This window comes from Paraburkholderia bryophila (genome assembly GCF_003269035.1).
In the GTDB taxonomy this organism is placed as follows: domain Bacteria; phylum Pseudomonadota; class Gammaproteobacteria; order Burkholderiales; family Burkholderiaceae; genus Paraburkholderia; species Paraburkholderia bryophila.
In genome coordinates this window covers 64,253-90,611 of sequence record NZ_QLTK01000016.1, presented here as the reverse complement: position 1 = coordinate 90,611, position 26,359 = coordinate 64,253, and the positions used below count along the sequence as shown (strand labels likewise).

Annotated in this window: 24 protein-coding genes and 1 riboswitch; of the genes, 13 read left to right on the top strand and 11 right to left on the bottom strand. The window is 64.9% G+C overall.

What is annotated here, in order from left to right; genetic code table 11:
• Positions 1-74: 74 nt before the first annotated feature.
• The 5 genes from BX591_RS22015 to BX591_RS21995 all read right to left on the bottom strand — a co-directional run bounded on the left by BX591_RS22015 (position 75) and on the right by BX591_RS21995 (position 5,898).
• Positions 75-1,703 (bottom strand): ABC transporter substrate-binding protein, encoded by a 1,629-nt coding sequence (locus tag BX591_RS22015; protein ID WP_111933426.1) that lies wholly within the window; start codon positions 1,701-1,703, stop codon positions 75-77.
• A 322-nt stretch (positions 1,704-2,025) separates the two neighbouring features.
• Complete coding sequence (gene metF, locus BX591_RS22010; protein ID WP_111933425.1) at positions 2,026-2,856, bottom strand: methylenetetrahydrofolate reductase [NAD(P)H]; 831 nt, start codon at positions 2,854-2,856, stop codon at positions 2,026-2,028.
• Positions 2,857-2,867: 11 nt separating this feature from the next.
• Positions 2,868-3,221, bottom strand: coding sequence for a phage holin family protein (locus BX591_RS22005; RefSeq protein ID WP_111933424.1), 354 nt, complete (start codon positions 3,219-3,221; stop codon positions 2,868-2,870).
• A gap of 150 nt (positions 3,222-3,371) precedes the next feature.
• Positions 3,372-4,793, bottom strand: a complete 1,422-nt coding sequence (gene ahcY / locus BX591_RS22000; protein ID WP_111933423.1) for an adenosylhomocysteinase — start codon at positions 4,791-4,793, stop codon at positions 3,372-3,374.
• 33 nt (positions 4,794-4,826) lie between these two features.
• A riboswitch (S-adenosyl-L-homocysteine riboswitch) is annotated at positions 4,827-4,960 on the bottom strand.
• A gap of 164 nt (positions 4,961-5,124) precedes the next feature.
• The gene (locus BX591_RS21995) at positions 5,125-5,898 is read right to left on the bottom strand and encodes a glycosyltransferase family 2 protein (protein WP_111933422.1); all 774 of its coding nucleotides are present in this window, start codon (positions 5,896-5,898) and stop codon (positions 5,125-5,127) included.
• A gap of 206 nt (positions 5,899-6,104) precedes the next feature.
• Between BX591_RS21995 and BX591_RS21990 the strand changes: the two genes are divergently transcribed.
• On the top strand, positions 6,105-7,061 hold the full coding sequence (locus tag BX591_RS21990) for a LysR family transcriptional regulator (protein ID WP_111933421.1): 957 nt from the start codon (positions 6,105-6,107) through the stop codon (positions 7,059-7,061).
• 102 nt (positions 7,062-7,163) lie between these two features.
• On the opposite strand, the gene BX591_RS21985 is transcribed toward BX591_RS21990, so the two are convergent.
• Positions 7,164-8,831 (bottom strand): GMC family oxidoreductase, encoded by a 1,668-nt coding sequence (locus tag BX591_RS21985; protein WP_111933420.1) that lies wholly within the window; start codon positions 8,829-8,831, stop codon positions 7,164-7,166.
• A gap of 340 nt (positions 8,832-9,171) precedes the next feature.
• Here BX591_RS21985 and BX591_RS21980 point away from each other — a divergent pair, with 340 nt between their 5' ends.
• Entirely contained in the window at positions 9,172-10,857 is a 1,686-nt protein-coding gene (locus BX591_RS21980; protein ID WP_111933419.1) for an isovaleryl-CoA dehydrogenase, read from the top strand.
• 100 nt (positions 10,858-10,957) lie between these two features.
• Positions 10,958-12,376 carry a coniferyl aldehyde dehydrogenase gene (locus tag BX591_RS21975; protein WP_111933418.1) on the top strand — a complete coding sequence of 473 codons (1,419 nt, stop codon included), beginning with the start codon at positions 10,958-10,960 and terminating at the stop codon, positions 12,374-12,376.
• A 9-nt stretch (positions 12,377-12,385) separates the two neighbouring features.
• Here the strand turns inward: BX591_RS21975 and BX591_RS21970 are convergent, their stop codons facing one another.
• The 5 genes from BX591_RS21970 to fliE all read right to left on the bottom strand — a co-directional run bounded on the left by BX591_RS21970 (position 12,386) and on the right by fliE (position 15,565).
• A complete protein-coding gene (locus BX591_RS21970; RefSeq protein ID WP_111933417.1) occupies positions 12,386-12,748 on the bottom strand; it encodes an EscU/YscU/HrcU family type III secretion system export apparatus switch protein in 363 nt (120 codons plus the stop codon).
• Positions 12,748-14,136 carry a flagellar hook-length control protein FliK gene (fliK, locus tag BX591_RS21965; protein WP_111933416.1) on the bottom strand — a complete coding sequence of 463 codons (1,389 nt, stop codon included), beginning with the start codon at positions 14,134-14,136 and terminating at the stop codon, positions 12,748-12,750. The genes BX591_RS21970 and fliK overlap by 1 nt, the downstream gene beginning before the upstream one ends.
• Before the next feature lie 119 nt (positions 14,137-14,255).
• On the bottom strand, positions 14,256-14,582 hold the full coding sequence (locus BX591_RS21960) for a flagellar protein FliT (RefSeq protein ID WP_111933415.1): 327 nt from the start codon (positions 14,580-14,582) through the stop codon (positions 14,256-14,258).
• Positions 14,579-15,013, bottom strand: coding sequence for a flagellar export chaperone FliS (gene fliS, locus BX591_RS21955; RefSeq protein ID WP_111933414.1), 435 nt, complete (start codon positions 15,011-15,013; stop codon positions 14,579-14,581). Before fliS ends, BX591_RS21960 begins: the two co-directional genes overlap by 4 nt.
• 216 nt (positions 15,014-15,229) lie before the next feature.
• Entirely contained in the window at positions 15,230-15,565 is a 336-nt protein-coding gene (gene fliE, locus BX591_RS21950; protein WP_111933413.1) for a flagellar hook-basal body complex protein FliE, read from the bottom strand.
• Positions 15,566-15,800: 235 nt separating this feature from the next.
• Between fliE and fliF the strand changes: the two genes are divergently transcribed.
• The 10 genes from fliF (at position 15,801) to fliO (ending at position 26,346) form a co-directional block, all read left to right on the top strand.
• Positions 15,801-17,600 (top strand): flagellar basal-body MS-ring/collar protein FliF, encoded by a 1,800-nt coding sequence (gene fliF, locus BX591_RS21945; protein WP_111933412.1) that lies wholly within the window; start codon positions 15,801-15,803, stop codon positions 17,598-17,600.
• Positions 17,590-18,585: a flagellar motor switch protein FliG gene (fliG, locus tag BX591_RS21940; RefSeq protein ID WP_111933411.1), complete on the top strand. Its 996-nt coding sequence runs from the start codon at positions 17,590-17,592 to the stop codon at positions 18,583-18,585. The genes fliF and fliG overlap by 11 nt, the downstream gene beginning before the upstream one ends.
• A complete protein-coding gene (fliH, locus tag BX591_RS21935; RefSeq protein ID WP_176343109.1) occupies positions 18,572-19,255 on the top strand; it encodes a flagellar assembly protein FliH in 684 nt (227 codons plus the stop codon). The genes fliG and fliH overlap by 14 nt, the downstream gene beginning before the upstream one ends.
• Positions 19,249-20,925 carry a flagellar protein export ATPase FliI gene (gene fliI, locus BX591_RS21930; RefSeq protein ID WP_111933409.1) on the top strand — a complete coding sequence of 559 codons (1,677 nt, stop codon included), beginning with the start codon at positions 19,249-19,251 and terminating at the stop codon, positions 20,923-20,925. Before fliH ends, fliI begins: the two co-directional genes overlap by 7 nt.
• Before the next feature lie 2 nt (positions 20,926-20,927).
• A complete protein-coding gene (gene fliJ / locus BX591_RS21925; protein ID WP_111933408.1) occupies positions 20,928-21,377 on the top strand; it encodes a flagellar export protein FliJ in 450 nt (149 codons plus the stop codon).
• A gap of 67 nt (positions 21,378-21,444) precedes the next feature.
• Positions 21,445-23,034, top strand: a complete 1,590-nt coding sequence (locus BX591_RS21920; RefSeq protein WP_111933407.1) for a flagellar hook-length control protein FliK — start codon at positions 21,445-21,447, stop codon at positions 23,032-23,034.
• A 751-nt stretch (positions 23,035-23,785) separates the two neighbouring features.
• Positions 23,786-24,289, top strand: coding sequence for a flagellar basal body-associated protein FliL (gene fliL, locus BX591_RS21915; RefSeq protein ID WP_111933406.1), 504 nt, complete (start codon positions 23,786-23,788; stop codon positions 24,287-24,289).
• Between the two features lie 65 nt (positions 24,290-24,354).
• Positions 24,355-25,353, top strand: a complete 999-nt coding sequence (gene fliM / locus BX591_RS21910) for a flagellar motor switch protein FliM (protein WP_111933405.1) — start codon at positions 24,355-24,357, stop codon at positions 25,351-25,353.
• Positions 25,346-25,810, top strand: a complete 465-nt coding sequence (gene fliN, locus BX591_RS21905; RefSeq protein ID WP_111933404.1) for a flagellar motor switch protein FliN — start codon at positions 25,346-25,348, stop codon at positions 25,808-25,810. Before fliM ends, fliN begins: the two co-directional genes overlap by 8 nt.
• Complete coding sequence (gene fliO / locus BX591_RS21900; RefSeq protein WP_111933403.1) at positions 25,807-26,346, top strand: flagellar biosynthetic protein FliO; 540 nt, start codon at positions 25,807-25,809, stop codon at positions 26,344-26,346. Before fliN ends, fliO begins: the two co-directional genes overlap by 4 nt.
• Positions 26,347-26,359: the final 13 nt, after the last annotated feature.

Here is a 26,359-nt window from a genome sequence, read left to right as displayed (position 1 = left end):
CGCCGGACCATTTCGACCAGTTTTCTAACCGTGCGAAAAGCGTACTGCGTAACTATTACGATTCGCCAGGCGAATTACTTGACGCTGACGCCGTCGAAGCGCGCGTAGCCGAGCGGTTCGATGCGCATGTCGACCACCTTCTTGCTAACCGGCTGGTAAACCGTGGAGTGAGCGATCGGCGAGAACGGCAGTTGCTGCGCGAAAATCTGCTGCGCCTGCATGTAAGCCGAGGTGCGGCCGGCCTGATCCGACGTGACGCGGCCCTTCTGGATCAGATCGTCGAACGGCTTGTAGCACCACTTCGAGAAGTTGTTGCCGTTCACCGCTTCGCAGCCGAGCAACGTGCCGAGCCAGTTGTCCGGATCGCCGTTGTCGCCGGTCCAGCCAATCAGCATCGTGTCGTCTTCACCCGCGTGCGCGCGCTTAATGTACTCGCCCCATTCATACGTGACGATCTTCGCCTTCACGCCGATCTTGGCCCAGTCGGCCTGGATCATTTCCGCCATCAGACGGGCGTTCGGGTTGTAGGCGCGTTGCACCGGCATCGCCCACAGCGTGATGTCGAAGCCGTTCGGGAAACCGGCCTTCGCGAGCAGTGCCTTGGCCTTGTCCGTATCGTAGGACGCACTCTTCAGGTTCTTGTCGTACGACCATTGGGTCGGCGGCATCGGGTTCGTCGCGGCCTGGCCCGCGCCTTGATACACCGAGTCGATGATCGCCTTCTTGTTGATCGCCATGTCCAGCGCCTGACGCACTTCGAGCTTGTCGACCGGCTTGTGCGTGACGTTGTACGCGAGATAGCCGAGGTTGAAGCCCGGTTGCGACGGCATGTCGAGGCTCGATTCAGCCTTCAGCGGCGCGATGTCGGCCGGACGCGGATAGCTCATCACCTGGCATTCGTCGCGCTTGATCTTCTGCACGCGCACACCGGCGTCCGGCGTGATCGAGAAGATCAGCTTGGAGATCTTCACTGCGTTCGGCTTCCAGTAATCCGGATTGCCGTCGAAGCGGATCGTCGCGTCTTTCGTGTAGCTGCGGAAAATGAACGGACCCGTGCCGACCGGGTACTGGTTGATGTCGGCGGCCTTGCCGGCCTTCATCAACTGGTCGCCGTATTCGCTCGACAGGATCGACGCGTATTCCATCGCCAGATTCTGGATGAACGGCGCGTTGACTTCCTTCAGCGTGAACTTGACCGTGTACGGGTCGACCTTTTCGACGCCGGTGATCAGCTTGTCGAGGCCCATGTCCGTGAAGTACGGGAACTGGACCGGATACGCCTTATGGAACGCCGAGTTCGGGTCGAGCATGCGCTGGAACGTGAACAGGACGTCGTCCGCGTTGAATTCGCGGGTCGGCTTGAAGAACGACGTGGTCTGGAACTTCACGCCGTGACGCAGATGGAATGTGTACGTCTTGCCGTCCGGGGACACTTCCCACTTTTCGGCGAGGCCCGGCTCGACCTTGGTGCCGCCGCGCTCGAATTCGACGAGGCGGTTGTAGACGGTGAACGTGTTAGCCGTGAAATCGGTGCCCGTGGTGTATTGGGCCGGATCGAAACCCGCGGGACTGCCTTCTGAGCAGTAAACCAGGGTTTTATTCGGAATCTCGGCGCGCGCGACGCTCGCGCCCACCAGCGATGCCGCTGCGGCGGCGACGAGCGTCGTAACACGCACGGCGCGCAACAGATTGTTTTGCTTCATGTTTCCTCCAGGATCGGGGCCGGCTGTCGCCGGCGTAGCGCGATCTTACTTGAGCTTGGCTCGGGGCAACAAGCGGAGGAAATTACCCGTGTTGACGATCGGAAACCTTTAGGGCAGAGGGCGCTCCGCGCGCTGGCGCTGGGCGGCCGGCCGACCGCAGAGGGTGGGGACGGAAAAAAGCGTGGCGGCCGTGGCTATTTCATGCCAAGCATAGGACTCGTGGCGCTCGGTCGGCGCGGCGCCCGGGTGGTGCGGCGCAAAAAAAACCGCGCGGCTTGGGTCGGCCGCGCGGTTTCTCATCCCGATCCTGACGAACCGGATCTCAGGCGTGCAGACGTTCGCAGATCGCCTTGGTCGCCGCGGCGCCGTTCAGCGTATAAAAATGCAAACCCGGCACGTTGGCGTCGAGCAGGCGCTCGCACAGATCCGTCACCACGTCGAGCCCGAACGCGCGGATCGACTCGCGGTCGTCGCCGAAGCTTTCCAGCCGGCGCGCGACCCAACGCGGCACTTCCGCGCCACACATCTCGGAGAAGCGCATCAGTTGCGAGTAGTTCGTGATCGGCATGATGCCCGGCACGACCGGCACATCCACGCCGAGCTTCTGCGCGTCGTCGACGAAACGGAAATACGCGTCCGCATTGAAGAAGTACTGCGTAATCACCGAGTTGGCGCCGGCCTTCACCTTGCGCACGAAATTGTCCATATCGTGACGCGGCGAACGCGACTGCGGGTGGTATTCGGGGTAACCGGCCACCTCGATCCAGAACCAGTCGCCAAACTCGGCGCGGATGAAGCTCACCAGTTCCGACGCATAGCGCAACTCGCCGACTTCGCCCATGCCGGACGGCAAGTCGCCGCGCAGCGCGACGATATGGCGAATGCCATGCGCGCGGTATTCGTTGAGAATCGCCCGCAGGCTGTCTTTCGACGAGCCGATGCACGACACATGCGGCGCGGCTTCGATGCCTTCCCTCGCGATATCGACGACGGTATCGAGCGTGCCCTGCTGCGTCGAGCCGCCAGCGCCAAACGTGACGGACACGAACTTGGGCTTGAGCGGCGCGAGCTGCGCACGCGTCGCGCGCAGCTTGTCGACGCCTTCCGCGGTTTTCGGCGGGAAGAATTCGAATGAAAGTTCGATGGGTTTCATGATTCAGTAGGTCAACCGAGACTGCGGTTGCCGAAAATAATCGCGGACAGGATCCACGAAACGATGCTGTACAGAATCGAGCCGATGAACGCCGACCAGAAACCCGACACTTCGAAGCCCTTCAGCAGCGACGCGCACAGCCAGAAGCACAGCGCATTGACCACCAGAATGAAAAGCCCGAGCGTCAGAATCGTGACGGGCAGCGTCAACAGGATCAGCACCGGACGCAGGATCGTATTGATCAGTCCGAGCACCACCGCGACGATCAGGGCGGTGCCGAAACTACGGATATGGATCGACGGAACGAGGTAGGTGATGATCAGGAGCGCGAGCGCGTTGATCAGCCAGGTCAGCAGCACGGTCATGTAGAGCTCCTTTTAAACAGGATGTCCGGTAACGGAGAAACGCGCGCGGAAAAGCGCGAAACGGCACAAAAAGACGGCGATGGCGAACAAAGCGGCGCATCATGCGCCGCCCTGTCGTCAAACTGTCATGCCGTCAAACCAGCCGCGTGCTTAATAGCGGTAGTGGTTCGGCTTGAACGGGCCGTTCTTGTCGACGCCGATGTAGCCGGCCTGTTCGTCCGACAGCACGGTCAGCTCTGCGCCAATGCGCGCCAGATGCAGGCGTGCGACCTTCTCGTCCAGATGCTTCGGCAGCACGTACACCTTGTTCTCGTACTTCTCGCCCTGCGTGAACAGTTCGATCTGCGCGAGCGTCTGGTTCGTGAACGAGTTCGACATCACGAACGACGGGTGGCCCGTCGCGCAACCCAGGTTCACGAGGCGGCCTTCAGCCAGCAGAATCACGCGCTTGCCGTCCGGGAAAATGATGTGGTCGACTTGCGGCTTGATGTTGTCCCACTGGTACTGACGGGTCGACGCAATGTCGATTTCCGAATCGAAGTGACCGATGTTGCAGACGATCGCGTTGTGACGCATGGCCGCCATGTGATCGTGGCCGATCACGTGGAAGTTGCCGGTTGCCGTCACGAAGATGTCGGCTTTGTCGGCCGCGTATTCCATCGTCACCACACGGTAGCCTTCCATCGCCGCCTGCAGTGCGCAGATCGGATCGATTTCGGTGACCCACACGGTTGCGCCCAAGCCGCGCAGCGATTGCGCGCAGCCCTTACCCACGTCGCCGTAACCGGCCACGACCGCGATCTTGCCCGCGATCATCACGTCGGTCGCGCGCTTGATGCCGTCGACCAGCGACTCACGGCAACCATACAGGTTGTCGAACTTCGACTTGGTGACCGAATCGTTGACGTTGAACGCCGGGAACGGCAGGCGGCCCTCCTTTTCCATCTGATACAGACGGTGCACGCCGGTGGTGGTTTCTTCCGTCACGCCCTTGATATGCGCGAGGCGCGTGGAGTACCACGTCGGGTCCGCATCCAGATGCGAAGCGATCGACTTGTACAGCGCGACTTCTTCTTCGTTGGTCGGTTTCGAGATGACCGAACGGTCTTTCTCCGCTTTCGAGCCGAGGATCAGCAGCAACGTGGCGTCGCCGCCGTCGTCGAGAATCATGTTGGCGAATTCGCCGTTCGGCCATTCGAAAATGCGGTGCGAGAACTCCCAGTACTCGTCGAGCGATTCGCCCTTGAACGCGAACACCGGCACGCCGGCCTTGGCAATCGCGGCGGCGGCGTGGTCCTGCGTCGAGAAGATGTTGCACGAGGCCCAACGCACGTCGGCGCCGAGCGCGGTGAGCGTCTCGATCAGCACGCCGGTCTGGATCGTCATGTGCAGCGAGCCGGCCACGCGCGCGCCCTTCAGCGGTTGCTGCGCCTTGTACTCTTCGCGCGTTTGCACGAGGCCGGGCATTTCCGTCTCGGCGATGGTCAGTTCCTTGCGGCCCCAGTCGGCGAGCGACAGGTCGGCAACGATGAAGTCCTGGGAAGCTTGGGAATCGATTACTGCGGCGTTCATCACGCCCTCCTTTCTAAGAAATTGACTAGAAATTTGACGTGAGCGCGGTTCGATGCGGTGGTGGCGAAAGCGCTACGCGCATTCGACCCTCCGATTGAAGCCTTCGAGCCTGGCGGGCGGCCGGCGAATGTCGATTCGCGGTACCCGTCGCAACGCTCCTCGAAGGCGAACGGCGATTGTAGCAAATCGAGATGGCTTGGTGGCGAGCTTCGGTGTTTCGTGCGGGCCGGCTTGCGCGAGCGGAAAACGGTGCGCGGCGCAGGCTTGGTTCAGCTTTTGGTGCGCGGCTTATGACGCATCGGTCGAGGTGTGGTGGCGGGGCCGATGTGGCCTACGCCGGCGTCACGTTCGTGACGAAAGCCGCGCGTAATCGATCGATGCCCGCTCGCGCGCTATCCACGAAACGCTGTGAAAAATGAAACGCGTCGGCCACATCGGCGGGGTCCGGCTGGTGCAAACCCAGCGCGATGCGGAAGTAGCGTTCGGCGTGAATGCCCGGGTGGTAATGCATGCGCACGCGGGGCCTGTCATCGAGACGCCGGTTGCCGAAGATGTCGCGCAGCGCCCACGAAAACGCGCCGTCTTCCCCACCGATGCGACGAAACACCGGGTCCATCGGAAAACCGCCGAGCGCCGCGAACGCCGCGCGCCGGATGATCAGGCTGCTCGGCACCGTATTGCTGAGCGTCGTAGTGTGCGTGGTGAAGTCGGGGTGCGCGGTGAGGTCGGCAGGGAAACCGGCGTACTCGACGTCGAGGCGCACGGCCATGTCCGCCGGATTCCGCTCGAGGAAATCGGCGGCGGCAGTCAGCGCGCCGGGCAGGTACTCGTCGTCGGCATCGAGAAAGGCGAGCCGATCATGCGACGCGTGCAGCGCGCCCCAGTTGCGCGCCCGCGCGGCGCCGCCGTTGCACGGCATGGACAGCAGGCTCACGCGCGGGTAGAGCGACGCGCAATAAGTCACCATGTCGGCCGACGCATCCGACGAGCCGTCGTCGACAACAATGATCTGTGCCGCTTCGGGCTGGATCAGGCAGCTTTGCAGCGCGCGGACCAGCGTCGGCGCGGCGTTGTAGCACGGGATGATGATGGAAATCGGTGTCATGGATCGAAACGGAACACAGCCGGCCGCAAAAAAGAGCCGCCGATGGTATCCCGCTTGCGGCAGCGCCCATCCTGAAATGCCCGCGCGGCAAATCGGCGACCCGCGCCAGTCTTTTGACGAGGGTCACACAACTTGCGCCGCCGCATAAATGGCATGACTTACAATCCTCGGGATCATTCCAATTTGGAATTCTGGAGCCTGAGATCGTGGAACTACGTGCGTTGCGGTATTTCGTCGAAGTGGTTCGTCAACAGAGCTTCACCGTCGCCGCCGAGCAGATGTTCGTCACGCAACCCACCATCAGCAAGATGGTGAAGTCGCTGGAAGACGAGATCGGCTCGCCGTTATTGCTGCGCGACGGGCGGCAGATGGTGCTGACCGACGCCGGCCGGATCGTCTATCAGCGCGGTCAGGACGTGCTGGCGGCGCACGCGCAATTGCAGGCCGAGTTGAACGATCTCGACACGCTCGGCCGGGGCGAACTCACCATCGGCATTCCGCCGATGGGCGGTTCGCTGTTCACGCCCGCCATCGCCGCGTTCCGCCAGCGCTACCCGAAAATCGAACTGAAGCTGTTCGAGCAGGGTTCGCGCGCGATCGAAACGGCGCTGATCAATGGTGAGCTGGAATTGGGCGGCGTGCTGCAGCCGGTCGATCCGGAAAACATCGAGGTGCTGCCGATCACGTATCAGTTGCTGTGGCTCGTCGCCCGCACCGGCTCGCGCTGGGACGGACTGCATGAGGTGCCGCTCGCGCAGTTGGCCAACGAACCGTTCGTGTTCTACGGCGAGAGTCTCGCGCTCAACGATGTGGTGCTGAATGCGTGCCGCACGGCCGGTTTCGCACCGACCATCGTCGGGCGCAGCGGGCATTGGGATTTCATGGCGGCGCTGGTGCAGGCCGGCGTCGGCATTGCGTTGTTGCCGGCGCCGTATTGCCGGCGACTCGATCCGGCGCAGTTCACCTGTCGGCCCGTGGCGGAGCCCGAGATTCCGTGGGAAATGGCGATCGGCTGGCGCCGCAACGGTTATCTGTCGCATGCGGCGCGCGCATGGCTTGACGTCGCGCGCGAGGCGTTGCCGGGTCAGGCCGCCGATGACTTCATGCTGGGGCCGGGCATCGGTGTAAGCGGTATCACGGTGCCGGCGCCGACGGGCAAGTAACGCCCGACCGCCGCCGGCGCGCGGTTCGCGCGCGTTGGTTGCACGCTACGGTTCGGGCTGAGTCGGTGTCGATGAAGACCTGGCGCGTCGCGTAACCCGGCTTCACGCCGCTGAAGCCGCTAACCCGTTCGTTCGCGGCGTCGCCGGGGTTTGTCCTGCCTGGCCCGCCGGCGCATCGCGTCGGCTCGCCGCGATCAGTTCGGCCGCGCGCTCACCGATCATCACCGTCGGCGCATTGGTGTTGCCGCCGATCAGCGTCGGCATGACCGACGCATCGACGATCCGCAGCCCCGTCACGCCTCGCACCCGCAATTGAGGATCGACCACCGACCGCGCGTCGCCACCCATCCGGCAGGTTGCCACCGGGTGATAGATCGTGTCGGCATGTTCCGCGATGGTTTGCCGAAGCGCCTCGGCCGTCTGCCCAGGCTGCGTGTACAACTCCGCGCCGCCATGCAGCGCGAGCGAAGGCGCATCGAGAATGCGCCGCGCCATCTGCGCGCCCTCCACCAGCAGGTCGAGATCGCGCGAATCGCTGAAGAAGCGCGGATCGATCACGGGCGCCGTGCGCGCGTCCGCGCTCGCCAGCGTCACGGAGCCGCGACTGTGCGGCCGCAACACGCACACGTGTAGCGAGTAGCCATGACCCCAATGCATATGCCGGTTGTGATCGTCGACCAGCGCCGCGCAGAAATGCAATTGCAGATCGGGCCGCGCGAGCGTCGGACGGCTCTTCAGAAAACCGCCCGCTTCGGCAACATTGCTCGACAGCATGCCGGTGCCGTGACGCATGAAAGTGACGAACTGCGGCAACATTCGCGCGATGCCACGCAGCGAAAACCCCGTCGGCTCGATCGACGACACCCGCTTGTTGATCGTGAAATCGACGTGGTCGATCAGGTTCTGCCCGACCTCGGGCGCATCGTGCAGCACGGGAATGCCTAGCGACTGCAAATGCGCGGCCGGTCCGATGCCCGAACACATCAGCAGTTGCGGCGAATTGAACGCGCCGCCCGCCAGCACGACTTCGGCACGCGCCTCAAGCGTTTCGCGGCGACCGCCCCGCACGATCTCGACGCCGCTCGCGCGCTTGCCGTCGAAGTTCACCCGCAGCACCGTCGCATTCGCGATCTGATGCAGATTGGGCCGCTCGCGATCGTAGATATACGCGCGCGCCACGCTGCAGCGGCGTCCGTCGCGTTGCGTGACCTGGTAGAAGCCGATGCCTTCCTGATCCGCGCCGTTGAAATCGCGATTCGGCTTGTAGCCGGCTTCGAGCGCCGCCTGCACGAAGCGCTTCGAAAACGGATTCTGATAGCGCAGATCGGAGACGGTGAGCGGGCCGGCGTCGCCGTGCCATGCATCCGCGCCGCGCTCGTTGCCTTCGGCGCGGCGGAAATACGGCAGCACCTCCGCCCATGACCAGCCGTCGCAGCCGAGTTGCGCCCATTCGTCGTAATCGAGCGGATGGCCGCGCGTGTAGATCATCGCGTTGATCGCACTCGACCCGCCAAAGCCGCGCCCACGCGGCTGATAGCCCTGCCGTCCGGCGAGACCGGGTTGCGGCGTGGTCAGGTAGCCGTAGTTGGTCTTGAGCTTGTTCGGCACGACAGCCGCGACGCCGACCGGCATGTTGACGAACAGATTACGGTCCGTATGCGGTCCGGCTTCGATCAGGGCGATCGTCGCGTCGGGACAGCTATCGGCAAGACGGCTTGCCAGCGAGCAACCGCCCGAGCCCGCACCGACGATGATGTAGTCGTATTGCATCCGCTCCTCCTGACGACCCGCGCCGGGGCCGCATTGGGGCCGCGTTGCTCGCGAACCCTGTCTCGTGCACACTTGTCTACGTGTGTTTCAACGGCATTGTAGGGAGCGTTGGGAGGCGGCGGCAGCTTCGCGCCAGAGCGATTACTCTAAACGGAAGACCCATCGCACCCCTATGATGAAAGACGCGCGCCAGCCCGCCGGACGGCCGCGCCAGCGCGCCACGGCGCATTCAAACACGGCACGGTGAGCGTCGTCCTCATAGCGTGCGGCACGACACGCAGCGCTCGAACAGCACCCCGCCGAACGGCACCGGCGAACTCGCGGCGAACGGAGACAGCAGATGGAACGGCATAGCTTCGGCCAGACTCACGAGGTGACGAATCAGGTTCCGCCGCTGGCGGACTACAACCTGTTCGCGAGCGACGCCGCGTTGTCCGCCGCTCTAGAACGCGACGGCGCGCAGTGGCATCGCGATGCCTTGCTGCGGCACGGCGCGGCGCTCACCACGCCCGACACACTCGCCCTCGCCGAACTGGCCAACCGTCACACCCCGGAACTGTTCACGCACAACCCGCGCGGCGAGCGGATCGACGCGCTCGAGTTTCATCCGTCATGGCATACGCTGCTGTCGCTGCTGCGGCGCGAAGGTCTGCACGCGCTGCCGTTTTCCGATCCGCAGCGCGGCGCGATGGTCGCGCGCTGCGCCGGCTATTTTCTGCACGCGCAAATCGAATCCGGCTCGCTGTGCCCGCTGACCATGACGTTCGCGAGCATTCCCGTGCTGCAGCGCGAACCGGCGCTGTTCGACAAGCTACGCGACAAGCTCTACGCGCGCGACCATGATCCGCGCGACGTGCCGCTCTCGCACAAAGGTTCCGCCATGATCGGCATGGGCATGACCGAGAAGCAAGGCGGCTCGGACGTGCGCAGCAATCAGACGCGCGCCTATGCCACAGCGGGCAGCGGCCGCGGTGGGGCCTATCGGCTGGTCGGCCACAAGTGGTTTTTCTCCGCGCCGCAATGCGACGCGCATCTCGTGCTCGCCCGCACCGACGAACACGAAGGTCTGTCGTGCTTCTACGTGCCGCGCTTCGCGCCGGACGGCCGCAAGAACAACGTGCAGATCCAGCGTCTGAAAGACAAACTCGGTAACCGTTCGAACGCGAGCAGCGAAGTCGAATTTCTCGACGCGTTCGGCATTCTGATCGGCGACGAAGGGCGCGGCGTGCCGACCATCATCGAGATGGCGAACTACACGCGGCTCGATTGCGTGATCGGCAGCGCGGCGTTGATGCGCGCGGCACTGGTGCAGGCAATTCATCATGCGCGACACCGCAGCGCGTTCGGCCGCCAGTTGGCCGAACAACCGTTGATGCGCAACGTGCTGGGCGATCTGGCGCTGGAGTCGGAAGCGGCCACCGTCCTGTTCATGCGACTCGCGCGTGCGTTCGAGTCGAGCGCGGACGCGTCGTCCACTTCGTCGGTCGAGCGCGCGTGGCGGCGCATCGTCACGCCGGCGTCGAAATACTGGGTGTGCAAACGCGCGCTGGAATTCACCGGCGAGGCGATGGAAGTCTGGGGCGGCAACGGTTACGTCGAAACGGGGCCGATGGCGCGTTTCTATCGCGAAGCGCCCGTGAATTCGATCTGGGAAGGCTCCGGCAACGTGATGTGCCTGGACGTGCTGCGTGCCATGGAGCGCGAGCCCGACGCGGCCCAGGCGCTGTTCGCCGCGTGGCAGGCGGACGCGCATGCGCAGCCCGCACTGCGCGCCGCGCTCGGCAAGCTCGCCGCCGCGCTCAACGGGCCGGCCGACCAGCGCGAAGCGTCGGCGCGGCGGATCGCCCAGCAGATCGTGCTGATCGCGCAGGCGGTCTTGCTGGTCCAGCATGCGCCGGCCGACGTTGCCGACGCGTTCATTGCGAGCCGGCTCGCCGACGACAGCGGCGCAAGCGGCCGCGTGTACGGCACGTTGCCGGCGAGCGTCGACCACGCTGCAATCATCGAGCGGGCATTTCCCGCCTGATATCCGGCAACAGAGCTTCAGGCACACCGCACCGACAGCATCGATAAACCAATAAAGCGCGATGCAAACGCGCACCGACATCATCAGGGAGTGGACACACATGAAGAACGATCTGCCCGAGGTCGCCGCGCTCGAAGCGCTGCTGCGCGATCAACGCCACGCTTATTTGCGCGCGCCGTATCCGTCATGGGAGACACGCGCCGCGCACCTCAAAGCGCTGCGCAAAGTCATGCTCGACAACCGCGACGCGCTCGCGGAGACCATGAACGCCGACTTCGGCAACCGGGCGAAACAGGAAGTGCTGCTCGCCGAATTCCTGCTGGTGAAGGAAGAAATCGACGCCGCGCTGCGGCACGGCAAGCGCTGGATGAAAGCGCAACGCCGCAGCACCAACAAGTGGCTGCTGCCGGCCCGCGCGAAGGTGGTGCCGCAACCGCTCGGCGTGGTCGGCATTATCGTGCCGTGGAATTATCCTGTGCTGCTCGCCGTCGGCCCGCTGATCAGCGCGCTGACCGCCGGCAACCGCGCGATCATCAAGATGTCGGAATTGACGCCGCGCACCTCGGCGCTGTTCGAACAGTTGATCGGTCAGACCTTCGCGCGCGATCACGTCGCGGTGGTGAACGGCGACGCGACACTCGCCGCCGCGTTCAGCGCGCAGCCGTTCGACCATCTGCTGTTCACCGGCTCGACCAAGGTCGGCCACGAAGTGATGCGCGCCGCCGCCGAGCATCTGACGCCGGTCACGCTGGAGCTCGGCGGCAAATCGCCGGCGCTGATCGGCGCGCATGCGCGCTTCGATAACGCGGTGGACAACCTGATCGCCGGCAAGACACTCAATGCGGGCCAAACCTGTATCGCGCCGGACTACGTGCTGGTGCCGCGCGGCAAGGAGCAGGCGTTCGTCGAACGGGCCCGCGCGCGGATGGCGAAGATGTACCCCGGTTTCGCCGGCAATCCGGATTACACCTCGATCATTTCGGCACGCCACTTCGACCGTCTGGAACGTCTCGCGGACGAAGCCCAGGCCGCCGGCGCGCAACTACATACGCTCACCGACAGCTCGCCCGATCCGGCGAGCCGCCGTTATCCGCTAATCGCCGTGACGAACGCGCCCGACGAATGCGCGTTGATGCAGGAGGAGATTTTCGGGCCGCTGCTGCCGATCGTCCCGTACGACACGCTCGACGACGCCATCGCGTGGATCAACGCCCGGCCGCGTCCGCTCGCGCTGTATCTGTATGCGGACGACGCCGCCACCATCGAGCGCGTGACGCATGAAACGATTGCCGGCGGCATGGCGATCAACGAGACGCTGATGCATCTGGCGTGCGAAAGCCTGCCGTTCGGCGGCGTCGGCGCGAGTGGGATGGGTGCATATCACGGTTACGAAGGCTTCGTGACCTTCTCGAAGATGAAGCCGGTGCTGACGCAGGCGCGCCTGAACGCGCGCGGATGGATCTCGCCGCCGTACGGCAAACGGGTGAATGCGCTGCTGAAGCTGATGATGCGATTTTGACGCGGGCGCTCAGCGCCCTGCCGTGCCGCCCTCTACTTCCGTGGCGACCACATCGGTGACATCGTTCGCGTCGTCGGCATCGGCGCCTGGCGCGGGTTCGCTCTCCGCGCCGCTTTCCAGCCTGTGCAACCACGCGAGCATTTCCGCCACGGCCTGATAAAGCTGCGGCGGAATCCGCGAATCCAGATCCACCTGCATGAGCAGCGACACCATCTCCGGTGCCTCGTGAACGTACAGGCCGGCTTCCTTGGCGCGCTGCACGATCATCTCGGCCAGCATGCCGTAGCCTTTCGCGATCACGCGCGGCGCGGGGTCGCCCCCTTTGGCGTCGTAGACGAGCGCGGCCGCGCTGCGGCGGTGTTTGCGGCTCATCACATCTCCCAGTCGAAATCGTCGAGCGCGGCGCTCTTCGGCGTCCGCCGGCCCGCCGCTTTATCCGCCGCCGCCGAAGCCGATGCCGAGCGCGCATACGCCGACGCCGCCGCCTGCGCGGCCGCTGCGGCGCCCGACGCGCTTGCGCCGGTCGACGGCGCGCCGCCGCCGATCTCGCGAATCGTCAAGCCGTTCAATTCGATCCCCGCCGCCGCCAGCCGCTGACGGAAATTCTCACCCTGCATCGCCAGCCGCGCCGCGCCGACGGGGCTCGCCTGCACCCGCGCGACGAGGCGCGTGCCGGTCAGCGTCAATTCCGCGTCGACGGTGCCGAGCGTGGGCAGCGACAGCGTCAGACGGGTGCGCCACGGCTGGTCGTCCTCGCTCGCCGCGCCTCCGCCACTACGGTCCCATTCGTCGCCGTCCTGTTCGATGGTCCAGTCGAGCTTGGCGCCCGGCCACGCTTCGCCGGTCCAGCGGAATTGCCCGGTCGCGAGCATGTCCAGTTGCTGGCGCACCAACGGCACGGTCGCGGGATGCACCGCTGCCGCCATCGATTGCGAACTCTGCGACGCGCCGCCGTCGGCTGCCTGCGGCGTCGCGCTATGCAGATTGGCATGCGTCGCCTGGCCGTTCAGATCCGACAGCGAGCTGGCCAGCACCTCGCCGGCCACGAAGCGCGCGGTTTGCGCGTTCGGAATGGGTTGCTGCGCACGCGCGGCGTTGGCGTCCTGCGCGCCGTTCGGCTGGCCGTTGTTGGGCGCGGCGCCCATACCCTGGCGGGTCGACGCCGTCGATGCACTCGCCTCGCCGCCATCGCTCGCCCAATCGAGCGGCAATTGCGCGGCGGCCACCAGCTTGTTTTGCGCCTCGTCGGCCAGACTCGCGGGGGAACGCTGGCCCGCCAGCCATTGCGCGAGATGGGCCTCGTAGAAAAGACCGCTGTCGCCCACCGTCTGTTCGAGCGCGGCCGCGAGCGCCGCCACGGGCACCTGCGCCGCCGCGACATTGGCGGTGGCCGCGGTTGCGACGGTATTCGGATTGGGATTGGCCGCAGCGGAAGCCGCCGGCGTATCGAACAGCGGCAAGGCACCGACTTCGACGTCGAGCGCCGGTGCGGCAGGCCAGATCGGCGCCTGACCGAGCACGGCGGGGGTCGCTTCGCCGCCGGAGCGCACGATCGCGCTCAGGGTCAACGCGACGGCGGACAGCGCGGTTTGGGCGGAAGGTTGCGGTGCGGGTGTCGCGACAGGCGCAATGGTGGTCGGCGCGGTATCGACGCTCGCCGCGCCGGTTTGCGACGCGGTCGCGCTGCCGGGGGCGATATTGAGCAGACTGTCGATCCGGTTCGCTAGCAGCGAAGCGACGGCCGTGTCGATTCCGTTCATGCCGATTCCTTGGTCACATTGCGGCAGTGCGCTCAAATACAGTCAGTCAGGCGAAGCGGCGGGGATTACAGCACAGGCGCGGCGCGCGGGCGGCAAGGCGTCACACGGGCAGCGCGGACTCAGCGCGCCCCGTACAGCTCCTTGAGCACGCGCGTCGGCCGGCCTGCGAATAACGCCGACAGATTCGCCATGCGCGGATTCGCCAGATCGCGGATCGCGGCGTCGTCGGCGAGAATCTGCCGGATCAGCGCGTATTTGCGTAATCGCTCCGATTCGTCGAGCCTGACGCCGGTCTCGGCGTCCTTCAACGCGTCCACCAGATGCCGGTATTCCTCTTGCAAGTGGACCAGATCGTTCCACAACGCGCGCTTTGCAGCTATCAGCATGCGGCAGGAAATCGCTGCGATCGCCTCGTAGCGGGCGAAGTATTCTGCGTTCGATGTCATCTCATGCTTTCCGCGGCCGGCTGGGCCGCCATCCGCGCGATTTCCGGGGCGATCCCGATCCATGCCTCTTCGAGTGTCGCCAGCAGGCCGTCGACCTCGACCAGCATCGCCTCGCTCTGTTTTACGTTGGCTTCGAGCAGACGGCGCGACATATAGCCATATAGCGCGTCCAACCGCCCCGCAATCTCGCCGCCCGCATCAACGTTGAGCGACTGCTGCAGCCCGCTTTCGACGATCTGAATCGCCTTGCCGATCGCCTCTCCACGAGCCGGCACATTGCCCTGCTGCAAATGCATGCGCGCCTGCGCGATCGCCTGCCGGGCGCCCTGATACAACATCACGATCAGACGATGCGGACTCGCGCCCATCACCCCTGTCTCGACGCCCACGCGTGCGTACGCATTGGCTCCAGAGTGTCCTGGGGAAAACATCGGCGCTCCTCCTCTCTTGCACAGCGGTTGGTCATGACATTCCGTCCGGGCACGTTGCCGCACCCGGATTTCTGCCTGTATCTGGTTATCGGATACGCAGCGGGAAAGCTTTAGGCCGGTGTAAGGAGGATTAAGGCGTCATGTGACGCGGCCCGCCAGGGCCACACGGCAAACGGCGGTTCGGGCGGGCGGGTGAGCCTTGCCGCCCGAACGCACTTAAACCTGCATCTGCATGATGTCGTTGTAGGCGGACACCAGTTTGTTGCGCACCTGCAGGCCGAACTGGAAGCCGATATTGGCTTTCTGTCCGTCGACCATCACGTCGTTCAGCGACACGTTCGACGCGCCGAGTTCGAACGCTTTCGATTCGTTGGCGGCGGTCATCTGATCGCCGCTGATCTTGTCCAGCGACGCTTTCAGCGCGGACGCGAAGCCGCCGGCCGTAGCCGCACCGGACTGGTCGGCGACGGTGTTATTGCCGCCGGCCGCTTGCGCCGCCATCGACTGCATCTGTTGCAGCGCCGACGAAAGCGCGTTCACGGGCATAGTCATGTTCTCTCCAGGAATGACGACCGGCATGCCAGAACCGTACCGATCTGGGATGAAAGCATAGCAGCGGCGCATACGGGAAAGCCCCGAAACTAGGGGGGAAACCCCGCTCTATTCAAGCAATCGGCTTGAGCCGCGCTGCGGATAATTTCAATGGTGAAAGTCTCTGTCCGTACGCCCGCCGACCTCGGTGCGGTGAGGCGGCAGAACGCAAAGGCATCCCGGAGATACCCGACGCATGGATTCGTCAGCCAACTCTTTGATCAACCCCGACGCCCGCATGGGCCTCGCCGGCGCGCAGCCCGGCACCGGTGTCCCCGGTGCAGGCCAGGCAGGCGGCGGCGCGGACCTCGGCGGCCTGGGGGGCAACCTCGGCGGCAACTTTGGTCAGCGCCTGTCGGGCCTCGCGCAAATGCGCGGCAACCCGCGTGCCCCGCTGATTTTCGCGGTCGCGCTGCTGATCGCCGTGGTCGCGGGCCTGTTCCTGTGGTCGCGGGCGCCGGACTACAAGGTGCTCTACAGCAACCTGTCCGACCGCGACGGCGGGGCGATCATCACCGCGCTGCAGGCCGCCAACATTCCCTACAAGTTCTCCGACTCCGGTGGCGCGATTCTCGTCCCGTCCGAACAGGTGCATGAAATGCGTCTGCGGCTCGCGTCGCAAGGCTTGCCCAAGAGCGGCTCGGTCGGTTTCGAACTGATGGACAACCAGAAGTTCGGCATCAGCCAGTTCGCCGAGCAGATCAACTATCAGCGCGCGCTGGAAGGCGAACTGGAACGTACGATCGAATCGATTTCGTCGGTGAAGTCGGCCCGCGTGCATCTGGCGATTCCGAAGCCGTCCGTGTTCGTGCGCGACAAGGAAGCGCCGTCGGCGTCCGTGCTCGTCAATCTGTATCCGGGCCGCGCGCTCGACGAAGGCCAGGTGCTGGCGATCACCCATATGGTGTCGTCGGCGGTGCCGGATATGCCGGTCAAGGGCGTCACCATCCTCGACCAGGACGGCAACCTGCTGACGCAGCCGTCCGGCGGCAGCGGTCTGGACGCTTCGCAGCTCAAGTACCGCCAGCAGATCGAACGCAACACCCAGCAGCGCATCGACTCGATCCTCGCGCCGCTGTTCGGCGCCGGCAACGCGCATTCGCAGGTCAGCGCGGATATCGACTTTTCCCGTACCGAACAGACCTCGGAAAACTACGGCCCGAACGGCAACCCGCAGCAGGCGGCGATTCGCAGCCAGCAATCGAGCAGCGCCACCGAAATGTCGCAAGGCGGCGCGTCGGGCGTACCGGGCGCGCTGTCGAACCAGCCGCCGCAACCGGCTTCGGCGCCGATCAACGCGCCGAATGGCGCAAGCGGCGTGACCACCACGCCGGTCAGCGACCGCAAGGACTCGACCACCAACTACGAACTCGACAAGACGGTACGTCACCTCGAACAGCCGATGGGCGGCATCAAGCGTCTGTCGGTGGCGGTGGTGGTCAACTATCTGCGCGTGGTCGACGCCAAGGGCCACGTGACGATGCAGCCGGTCACCGCCGACAAGCTCGCGCAGGTCAATCAGCTGGTGAAGGACGCCATGGGCTTCGACGCGTCGCGCGGCGACTCGGTCAACGTGGTCAACAGTTCGTTCAGCACCGAAGTCGATCCGAACGCCGACCTGCCATGGTGGCGCACGCCGGACATGATCGCGCTCGCCAAGCAGATCGCGACCTACCTCGGCATCGGCGCAGTCGCCCTGTTCCTGTACTTCGTGATGGTGAAGCCGGCCCTGCGCCGCGCATTCCCGCCGCCGGAGCCGGTCGCTGTCGCCGCGCTGAATTCGCCGGACGAGCCGATCCTGCTGGACGGCATCCCGGCCGCCGAGCGCGCGGGGGTGAGCACCGTCGCCGAACTGGAAGGCGACGCGGAGATGCTGGCGCTCGAAAACGCCAAGCACAAATATGAGCGGAACCTGGAATTCGCCCGCAGCATCGCGCGCCAGGATCCGAAGATCGTTGCAACCGTCGTGAAAAATTGGGTGACTGATGAGCGCTGAAGGCGTAATGAAGAGCGCGCTCCTGCTGATGTCGATCGGCGAGGAAGAAGCCGCGCAGGTATTCAAGTTCCTCGGGCCGCGTGAAGTCCAGAAGATCGGCGTGGCGATGGCCGCGCTGAAAAGCGTGACCCGCGAACAGATCGACGTCGTGCTGCAGGAGTTCGTGCGCGAGGCCGAACAGCACACCGGCATGTCGCTGGATTCGAACGAGTACATCCGTTCGGTGCTGACCAAGGCGCTCGGCGACGACAAGGCCGGCGCGATCATCGACCGGATTCTGCAAGGCAGCGATACCAGCGGTATCGAAGGCCTGAAGTGGATGGACTCGGCAGCCGTCGCGGAACTGATCAAGAACGAGCACCCGCAGATCATCGCGACGATCCTCGTTCACCTGGACCGCGATCAGGCGTCGGAAATCGTCGCCTGCTTCACGGAACGGCTGCGCAACGACGTGCTGTTGCGGATCGCGACGCTCGACGGCATCCAGCCGGCCGCGCTGCGCGAACTCGACGATGTGCTGACCGGTCTGCTGTCCGGCAGCGACAACCTTAAGCGCAGCCCGATGGGCGGGATCCGCACGGCGGCCGAAATTCTCAACTTCATGTCGAGCAACCATGAAGAAGGCGTCATCGAGAACGTGCGCCAGTACGACGCGGAACTTGCGCAGAAGATCATTGATCAGATGTTTGTGTTCGAGAACCTGCTCGATCTGGAAGACCGCGCGATCCAGCTGCTGCTGAAGGAAGTCGAGTCCGAAGCGTTGATCATCTCGCTGAAGGGCGCGGCGCCCGCGCTGCGCCAGAAGTTCCTGTCGAACATGTCGCAGCGTGCTGCCGAACTGCTCGCCGAAGACCTCGATGCGCGCGGCCCGGTCCGCGTCTCCGAAGTCGAGACGCAGCAGCGCCGCATCCTGCAGATCGTGCGCAACCTGGCGGAAAGCGGCCAGATCGTTCTAGGCGGCAAGGCGGAAGATGCATATGTCTGATCAGAACTCCTCGGCGAAGGAACGGCTCTCGGCCTACCAGCGCTGGGAGATGGCCTCGTTCGATCCGGTGCCGCCGGCGCCGCCCGAACCCGAAGTCGACGACGGCGCGTTCGAAGCCGAACTCGAACGCCTGCGCGACGCCGCTCATGCACAGGGCATCGCTTCCGGTCATGTGGCGGGTCAGGCGCTTGGTTATCAGGCGGGTTACGACCAGGGCCATGCGCAAGGTTTCGAGCAAGGCCAGAGTGAAGCGCGCGAAGAAGCGGCGCGGCTCGCGGCGCTGGCCGAGACCTTCAAGGTGGCGCTCGAAGGCGCGCAGGGCGCGATTTCCGACACGCTGGTCGCGCTCGCGCTGGACATTGCGCAACAGGTCGTGCGCCAGCACGTGCAGCACGATCCGACCGCGCTGATCGCCGCCGCGCGTGAAGTGCTGGCCGCGGAGCCCACGCTGATCGGCGCGCCGGCCTTGATCGTGAGCCCCGCCGATCTGCCCGTCGTCGAAGCCTATCTGATGGAAGAGCTGCAAACGCGCGGCTGGACCGTGCGGACCGATCCGGCGGTGGAACGCGGCGGCTGCCGCGCGCAAGCCGCCACCGGCGAAGTGGATGCCGGCATCGACACGCGCTGGGAGCGCGTCGCCGCTGCGCTCGGCAAGGTGAGCACGTGGTGAAGCCGACGCTCGAAGATATCCGCGCCAGCGACCTGACGCCGCTCGAGCGCGAACTCGCGCTCGCGTCGTTCGGCGCCGAAGCGCTGACGGATAGCCCGGCAACGGGCGCCGCGGATATGGCCTCGGCCGGTTCGACCCAGCGCGATCCGGCGCTGGCGCATCCGGCCACCGGCGCGGCGGCCAGCCGCGAATCCGCCGCCGCCAAGCTTGCCGCCCAGGCCGCATCCGGCACGGCCTCGGCTGCTGCCGCTGCCGCGCAAGCTCACGCCCCCTACGATCCGGCGCTCGACAACAACCCGCACATGCAAGCCTGGCGCGGCCGGCTCGACGCGCTACGCGCGCGCAACGCGATCGCCAAGCCGATGCGAGCCTGCGGAAAGTTGACGCGCGCCGCGGGCCTGGTGCTGGAAGCCGTGGGCCTGCGGCTGTCGGTGGGCGCCGAAGTGATGATCGAACTGCCGCCCGGCAGTTCGCGGCCGATGGCCGAAGCCGAAGTGGTCGGCTTTGCCGGCGACAAACTGTTTCTGATGCCGACCACCGAAGTGATCGGCCTGCTCCCCGGCGCGCGCGTCTATCCGCTCGAAAGCGCGCCGATCGCCGATCCGATGGCGGGCGCGAAACGCCTGCCGGTCGGCTGGGAATTGCTCGGCCGCGTGCTGGATGCGTCCGGCCGTCCGCTCGACGGGCTGGGCCCGCTCGGCACGCATGCCGACGCGCCGCTGTCCGCGCCGGTCATCAATCCGTTGCATCGCGAGCCGATTCACAAGGTGCTCGACGTCGGCGTGCGCGCGATCAACTCGCTGCTAACCGTGGGCCGTGGCCAGCGCATGGGTTTGTTCGCCGGCTCGGGCGTCGGTAAGTCGGTGCTGCTCGGCACGATGGCGCGCTACACCAGCGCGGAGGTGATCGTGATCGGCCTGATCGGCGAGCGCGGCCGCGAAGTGAAGGAATTCATCGAACAGATTCTCGGCGAGGAAGGCCTGGCGCGCTCAGTGGTGATCGCCGCCCCGGCCGACGTTTCGCCGTTGCTGCGGATGCAGGCCGCGTCGTATTCGACCTCGCTGGCCGAGTATTTCCGCGATCAGGGCAAGCACGTTTTGCTGCTGATGGACTCGCTGACCCGCTACGCGATGGCGCAGCGCGAGATCGCGCTGGCCGTGGGCGAACCGCCCGCCACCAAGGGCTATCCGCCGTCGGTGTTCGCCAAGCTGCCGGCGCTGGTGGAACGGACCGGCAACGGTCCGGCGGGCGGCGGTTCGATCACCGCGTTCTACACCGTGCTGACCGAAGGCGACGACCAGCAGGATCCGATCGCCGATTCCGCGCGGGCGATTCTGGACGGCCACATCGTGCTGTCGCGCTCGCTGGCCGAGGCTGGACACTATCCGGCGATCGACATCGAAGCGTCGATTAGCCGGGCAATGACCGCGCTGATCGACGATAACCATCTGGAAAAGACGCGTATGTTCAAGCAGATGCTGTCGCGCTATCAGCGCAACCGCGATCTGATTAACGTCGGCGCCTATTCGAGTGGGCGCGACGCGCTGCTCGACCGGGCGATTGCGCTGTATCCGCGGATGGAAGCCTTTTTGCAGCAAGGTTATCGCGAGTGCGCGAACTTTGAACCGAGTCTCGAGATGCTGGACGCGCTGTTTGCCCAAGGAGGCTGACGATGGCGAAACACTTTCCGATCAAGACCCTTATCGGCCTGGCTCAGGACGATGTCGATGCCGCCGCGCAACGTCTGGGCCGCGCGCAGCGCGAGCGCAACGACGTAGAGGCGCAGCTCGACGCACTCGTGCAGTACCGCGACGAATATCACGCGCGTTTCACGGCCACAGCCCAAACGGGCATGCCAGCCGGCAACATGCGTAATTTTCAGGCCTTTATCGACACGCTCGACGCCGCCATCGACCAGCAGCGCAATCTGCTGGTGACGGCCAACGCGCGGGTCGAGGCCGCCAAGCCCGACTGGCAACGCCAGAAGCAGAAACTCGGCTCGTACGAAGTGCTGCAGGCACGCGGCGACGCGGCCGAAGCGAAAACCCTGGCGCGGCGCGACCAGCGCGACGCCGACGAACACGCCGCCCGAATTCTGAGGATGCGTGCCGAAGGCGCATGACGCACCCCGGCACGATACCCGCCTCGATTGACTGAACACCCCGTTTGACGGATTGACAGGATTCCCTATGTCGCCACTTTCACAGATCGGCTCACTGCTCGGCACCGCCAGCAGCTCGTCCACGAACGCGGCGATCGCCGCCGCGGCGAATGTCCAGCCGTTCTCGCAAACGCTGCAGCAGAGCATCGACCAGCAAAGCAGCGCGGCGGCGCAGAGCGCCAAACAGCAGGCGGCAGCGCAACAGGCTGCCCAGCAAGCCGCGCAGCAGCAGCAGGCTGCGCAGCAACAGGCCGCGCAGGCCGCAAGACAGCAACAGGTTGTACCGACGCCGGCTTCCCCGCCTGCGGCTTCGTCGGCTTCATCCGCGTCGACGTCGAGCGTGCATGACGCGCCGCCGCCGCCCGATCCGTCCACGAAGAGCGCGAGCGACGCAAACAGCAGCAGCAATGCGACGGGTACGACGACGTCGGCTTCGTCATCGGGCAATGCGCAGCAGGCGGCGACGGGCAATACGACGAACCCGTCGGCCAAATCCGGCAACGCGGCGAACCAGGCCAATGCGGGCACGACGTCCTCCGCCGCGGCGGCTCAAGCGCAGGCCCAGGCGCAAGCTCAGGCCGACGCAAACGCCGTGGCGACCCCGACGCTTCCGGATCCCACGACGGCCGCGACCGATCTGCCGGACACCCTGGCGGGCACGACCGCTGACGGCACGACGAGCGGCACGTCGGGCAAGAAAACCGGCGCAACGGATTCAAAAACATCGCAGGACGCCTTGCAGGCAGCGTTGGCCGCACTGGCAAGCGGCCAGGGCGTGGTGCCGCAACAGGCGCTGGCGAGCGGCGCAGCGGCGGGTGCAGCGACGATGGCGGGCGGCACGGCCGGGGCGAATGGCGATCTGAACGGCACGACGGACGGCAAAACGTTGGCGGCGGGGTTGTTTGGCGACGGCAAGGGATCGAGCGCGTCGAAGACCGCGCTGACGGCGGCGGTGACGGCGGATCCTTCCGCAGCGGCCAAGGCGGCGGCGGACACATTGGGCGCGAGTGTTGCCGGCGCCGGCGCTCAGACAGACGATCTGGGCTCGTTCAAGAATGCGGCTGACGCGGCGACCGCCGCGCTGGCCGCGACGCAGGCTGCCGCAGGTGCGGCGAGCGTGACGACGGCGGTGCAGAGCACCGCTAACGCCGGGGCGGCACAGGTAGCGAATGCGTTGGCGCCGCAGGTGGGCACGACGGATTGGGAAGACGCGTTCAGTCAGAAGGTGGTGTTTCTGTCGAATGCGCATACGCAGAGCGCTGAGCTGACGTTGAATCCCAAGGATCTGGGTCCGTTGCAGGTTGTTTTGCAGGTTGCCGATAACCACGCGCATGCGTTGTTCGTCTCGCAGCATCAGTCGGTGCGGGAGGCGGTCGAGGCCGCGCTGCCGAAGTTGCGGGAGGCGATGGAGCAGAACGGGATCGGGCTGGGGAGCGCAAGCGTGAGTGATGGGTTTGCCCGGCAGCAGGGCGGGCAGCAGTCTGGGGGGGCGTCCGGTGGTGGTGGGAATGGGCGTAGTGGCGGTTCTTTTGCCTCCGGCAGTGGGGATGATTCGGCTTCTGGCGTTGTTGCTGTTCCCGTTAAACGGACTGTTGGGCTGGTTGATACTTTTGCCTAGTTGGCTTGCTTTTTGGTTTTGTTGGCCTTTCCTTGCTTTGTTAGTGGTCTATTGGCGTTCCCCCTGTGCGGGGGGCACCTACTTTTCTTTGCCTGCCGCAAAGAAAAGTAGGCAAAAGAAAGCGGCTCACACCGCTAATTCTTAAGCGGGTCCCCCGCGCAGTCACGGTAGTGGCTCATCTGGAATCGGTCCCCTCGCACATTCCGCGTTCGTGACACAGCAATCATTCATCCCGCCTCGCGCTTCGCGCTCGCCGGAACGGTTCGGCCGGTAGTTTCGGTTGCTCCGTGGGGGCCGTCGGCTTCGCCTCGGCGAGGTGCCCCAAAAACCGGCGGTTAATCCGCCTGGGGTTTGGAGTGCCCGGGGGCGCGCGCAGCGCCGCCGGATGAATGACTGCTTTGTCACTGGCGCGAAGTGTGCGAGGCCCCGGATTCCAGATGAGCCACTATCGTGGCTGTGCGAGGGACCCGCTTAAAAGTTAGCGGTGTGAGCCGCTTTCTTTTGCCTACTTTTCTTTGCGGCATGCAAAGAAAAGTAGGTGCCCCCCCGCACAGGGGGAACGCCAATAGACCACTAACAAATCAAGGAAAGGCCAACAAAACCAAAACACAAAACCCAACAGCCCCCCGCCAGAGCCAAAAACTAAAAACCAGAGATAGCCCTCAATAACCCTTCTTTTCGACCCATCGCGCACCGCGCAAATCAACAACAATCACCATCACCAGCACTAAAGGCAAGCAAAGCAAACCTCATGGCAACCACAACCGCAAACCAGCAAGCCGTGCCCGCTTCCCCGGGCCCCTTGAAGCGCATCATCCTGATCGCCGTCATCGCGATCATCGCCGCTGGCGCCGCCGGCGCGGGTGTGTGGTTCTTCATGTCCAAACGCGCGCCCGTCGCCGCATCGACTGAAGCCGCCGCGCCGACGCCGCCCGCCGTGCCGCTGTTCTTCCCGCTCGAATCGATGACCGTCAACCTGCAATCGGACGACGGCCAGCAACACTTCCTGCGCATCGGCCTGACGCTCAAGCTCGGCGACGCCCGCACCCAGCAGGAACTCACCGACCATATGCCGGAAGTGCGCAGCCACATCCTGCTCGCACTGTCGAACAAACACCCGGAAGATCTCGCCCCGCTCGACGGCAAGCGCGCACTCGCCTCCGAACTCAAGACGCTGATCGAACAGCCGACCGACAAGGGCGCAGCGCCGATCCACGTCGAGGACGTGCTGTTCACCGAATTCGTCGTGCAGTGACGTCCCCAGTGACGTTGCATAGCGCTGCCACCATCAACCGCCACGGTACGCACGAGGAATAAGGAATGGGCCACGAAGAGTTCATGTCCCAGGAGGAGGTCGATGCCCTCCTCAAGGGCGTCACCGGCGAAACGGATTCAGAAGCCGAGACCAGCGAACGTGTGGGCGTACGCCCCTACAACATCGCGACGCAGGAACGCATCGTCCGCGGCCGGATGCCCGGCCTCGAAATCATCAACGACCGCTTCGCGCGTCTGCTGCGCGTGGGTATCTTCAACTTCATGCGGCGCTCGGCGGAAATCTCCGTCGGTCCGGTGAAGGTGCAGAAGTACAGTGAATTCACCCGCAACCTGCCGATCCCGACCAACCTGAATCTGGTCCACGTGAAGCCGTTGCGCGGCACCTCGCTGTTCGTGTTCGACCCGAACCTGGTGTTCTTCGTGGTCGACAACCTGTTCGGCGGCGACGGGCGTTTCCATACCCGCGTCGAAGGCCGCGATTTCACGCAGACCGAACAGCGCATCATCAACAAGTTGCTGAACCTGGTGTTCGACAACTACACGGCGTCGTGGAAAAGCGTGCGTCCGCTGCAGTTCGAATACGTGCGCTCGGAAATGCACACGCAGTTCGCCAACGTGGCGACGCCGAACGAAATCGTCATCGTCACCCAGTTCTCGATCGAGTTCGGCACGACCGGCGGCACGCTGCACATCTGCATGCCGTATTCGATGATCGAACCGATTCGCGACGTTCTGGTGTCGCCGATTCAGGGCGAAGCACTCGAAGTCGATCGCCGCTGGGTGCGCGTGCTGTCGCAGCAGGTCCAGGCCGCGGAAGTGGAACTGACCGCCGACCTCGCGCAGGTGCCGATTACGTTCGAAAAAATTCTGAACATGCGCAAAGGCGATGTTCTGCCGATCAACATTGCCGAACACATCACCGCGAAGGTCGATGGCGTGCCGGTGATGGAATGCGGCTACGGTATTTTCAATGGTCAGTACGCGTTGCGGGTCCAGAAAATGATCAGCGCAGCCGACACGATGAAGGAAGGTGGATATGAGTGATCTGAACGCAAAGCCTGAGACCGAGCTGGCCGGCACTGCGCCCCAAATGGCGGCCGACGAAGTTTCGGCCGACGACGAAACGGCAATGGCGGACTGGGCCAGCGCCCTCGCCGAGCAGAACGACAACGAAGAAATCAACCCGACCACGGCGGGCGTGTTCCAGCCGCTGTCAAAGGTCGAACCCACCACGACGCGCAACGACATCGACATGATTCTGGACATTCCCGTCCAGATGACCGTCGAACTCGGCCGCACCAAGATCGCGATCCGCAACCTGCTGCAACTGGCGCAGGGTTCGGTGGTGGAACTGGACGGCATGGCCGGCGAACCGATGGACGTGCTGGTCAACGGCTGCCTGATCGCGCAAGGTGAAGTGGTGGTGGTGAACGACAAGTTCGGTATCCGTCTGACCGACATCATCACGCCGTCCGAACGTATCCGGAAGCTGAATCGATGAAACGCCTTGCCGGTCGCGCTTCGGCCTCGATCGCCCTGCTAGCCGCGCCGCTTGCGGCGCTCGCGGCCGACATGAACGCGGTCAACAACGCCGCGAAGATCGCCTCCGGTGTCGGCGCCGGAACGGCCGTTCCGGCACTGGGCGTCGGTGCGGTCTTGCAAACCATCTTCGCGTTGCTGGTGGTGATCGGCCTGGTGTTCGCGTGCGGCTGGCTCGCACGCCGTTTCGGCCTGCAGCCGGCCAGTCGCGGCGGCCTCGTGAAAACCGTCGGCGGCGCCTCGCTCGGCGGCAAGGAACGCGTCGCGGTCGTCGAAATCGGCGATACGTGGCTCGTGCTCGGCACGGCGCCCGGCAATGTGCGACTCCTTCATACGATGCCGGCCGGTTCGGCCGCGCTCGATCCCGCCGGCGTCGCCTCGCCGGCCTCGCCCGGCACGGGCGCCGCCTTGCCCGGCAGCTTCGGCCAACGCTTTCGCGATGCGTTGAAAGGCGAAGTGGGCAAACGTTTCAACGGGCAAGGCAACGGGGTTCGTTAATGCAGTTCAGTCT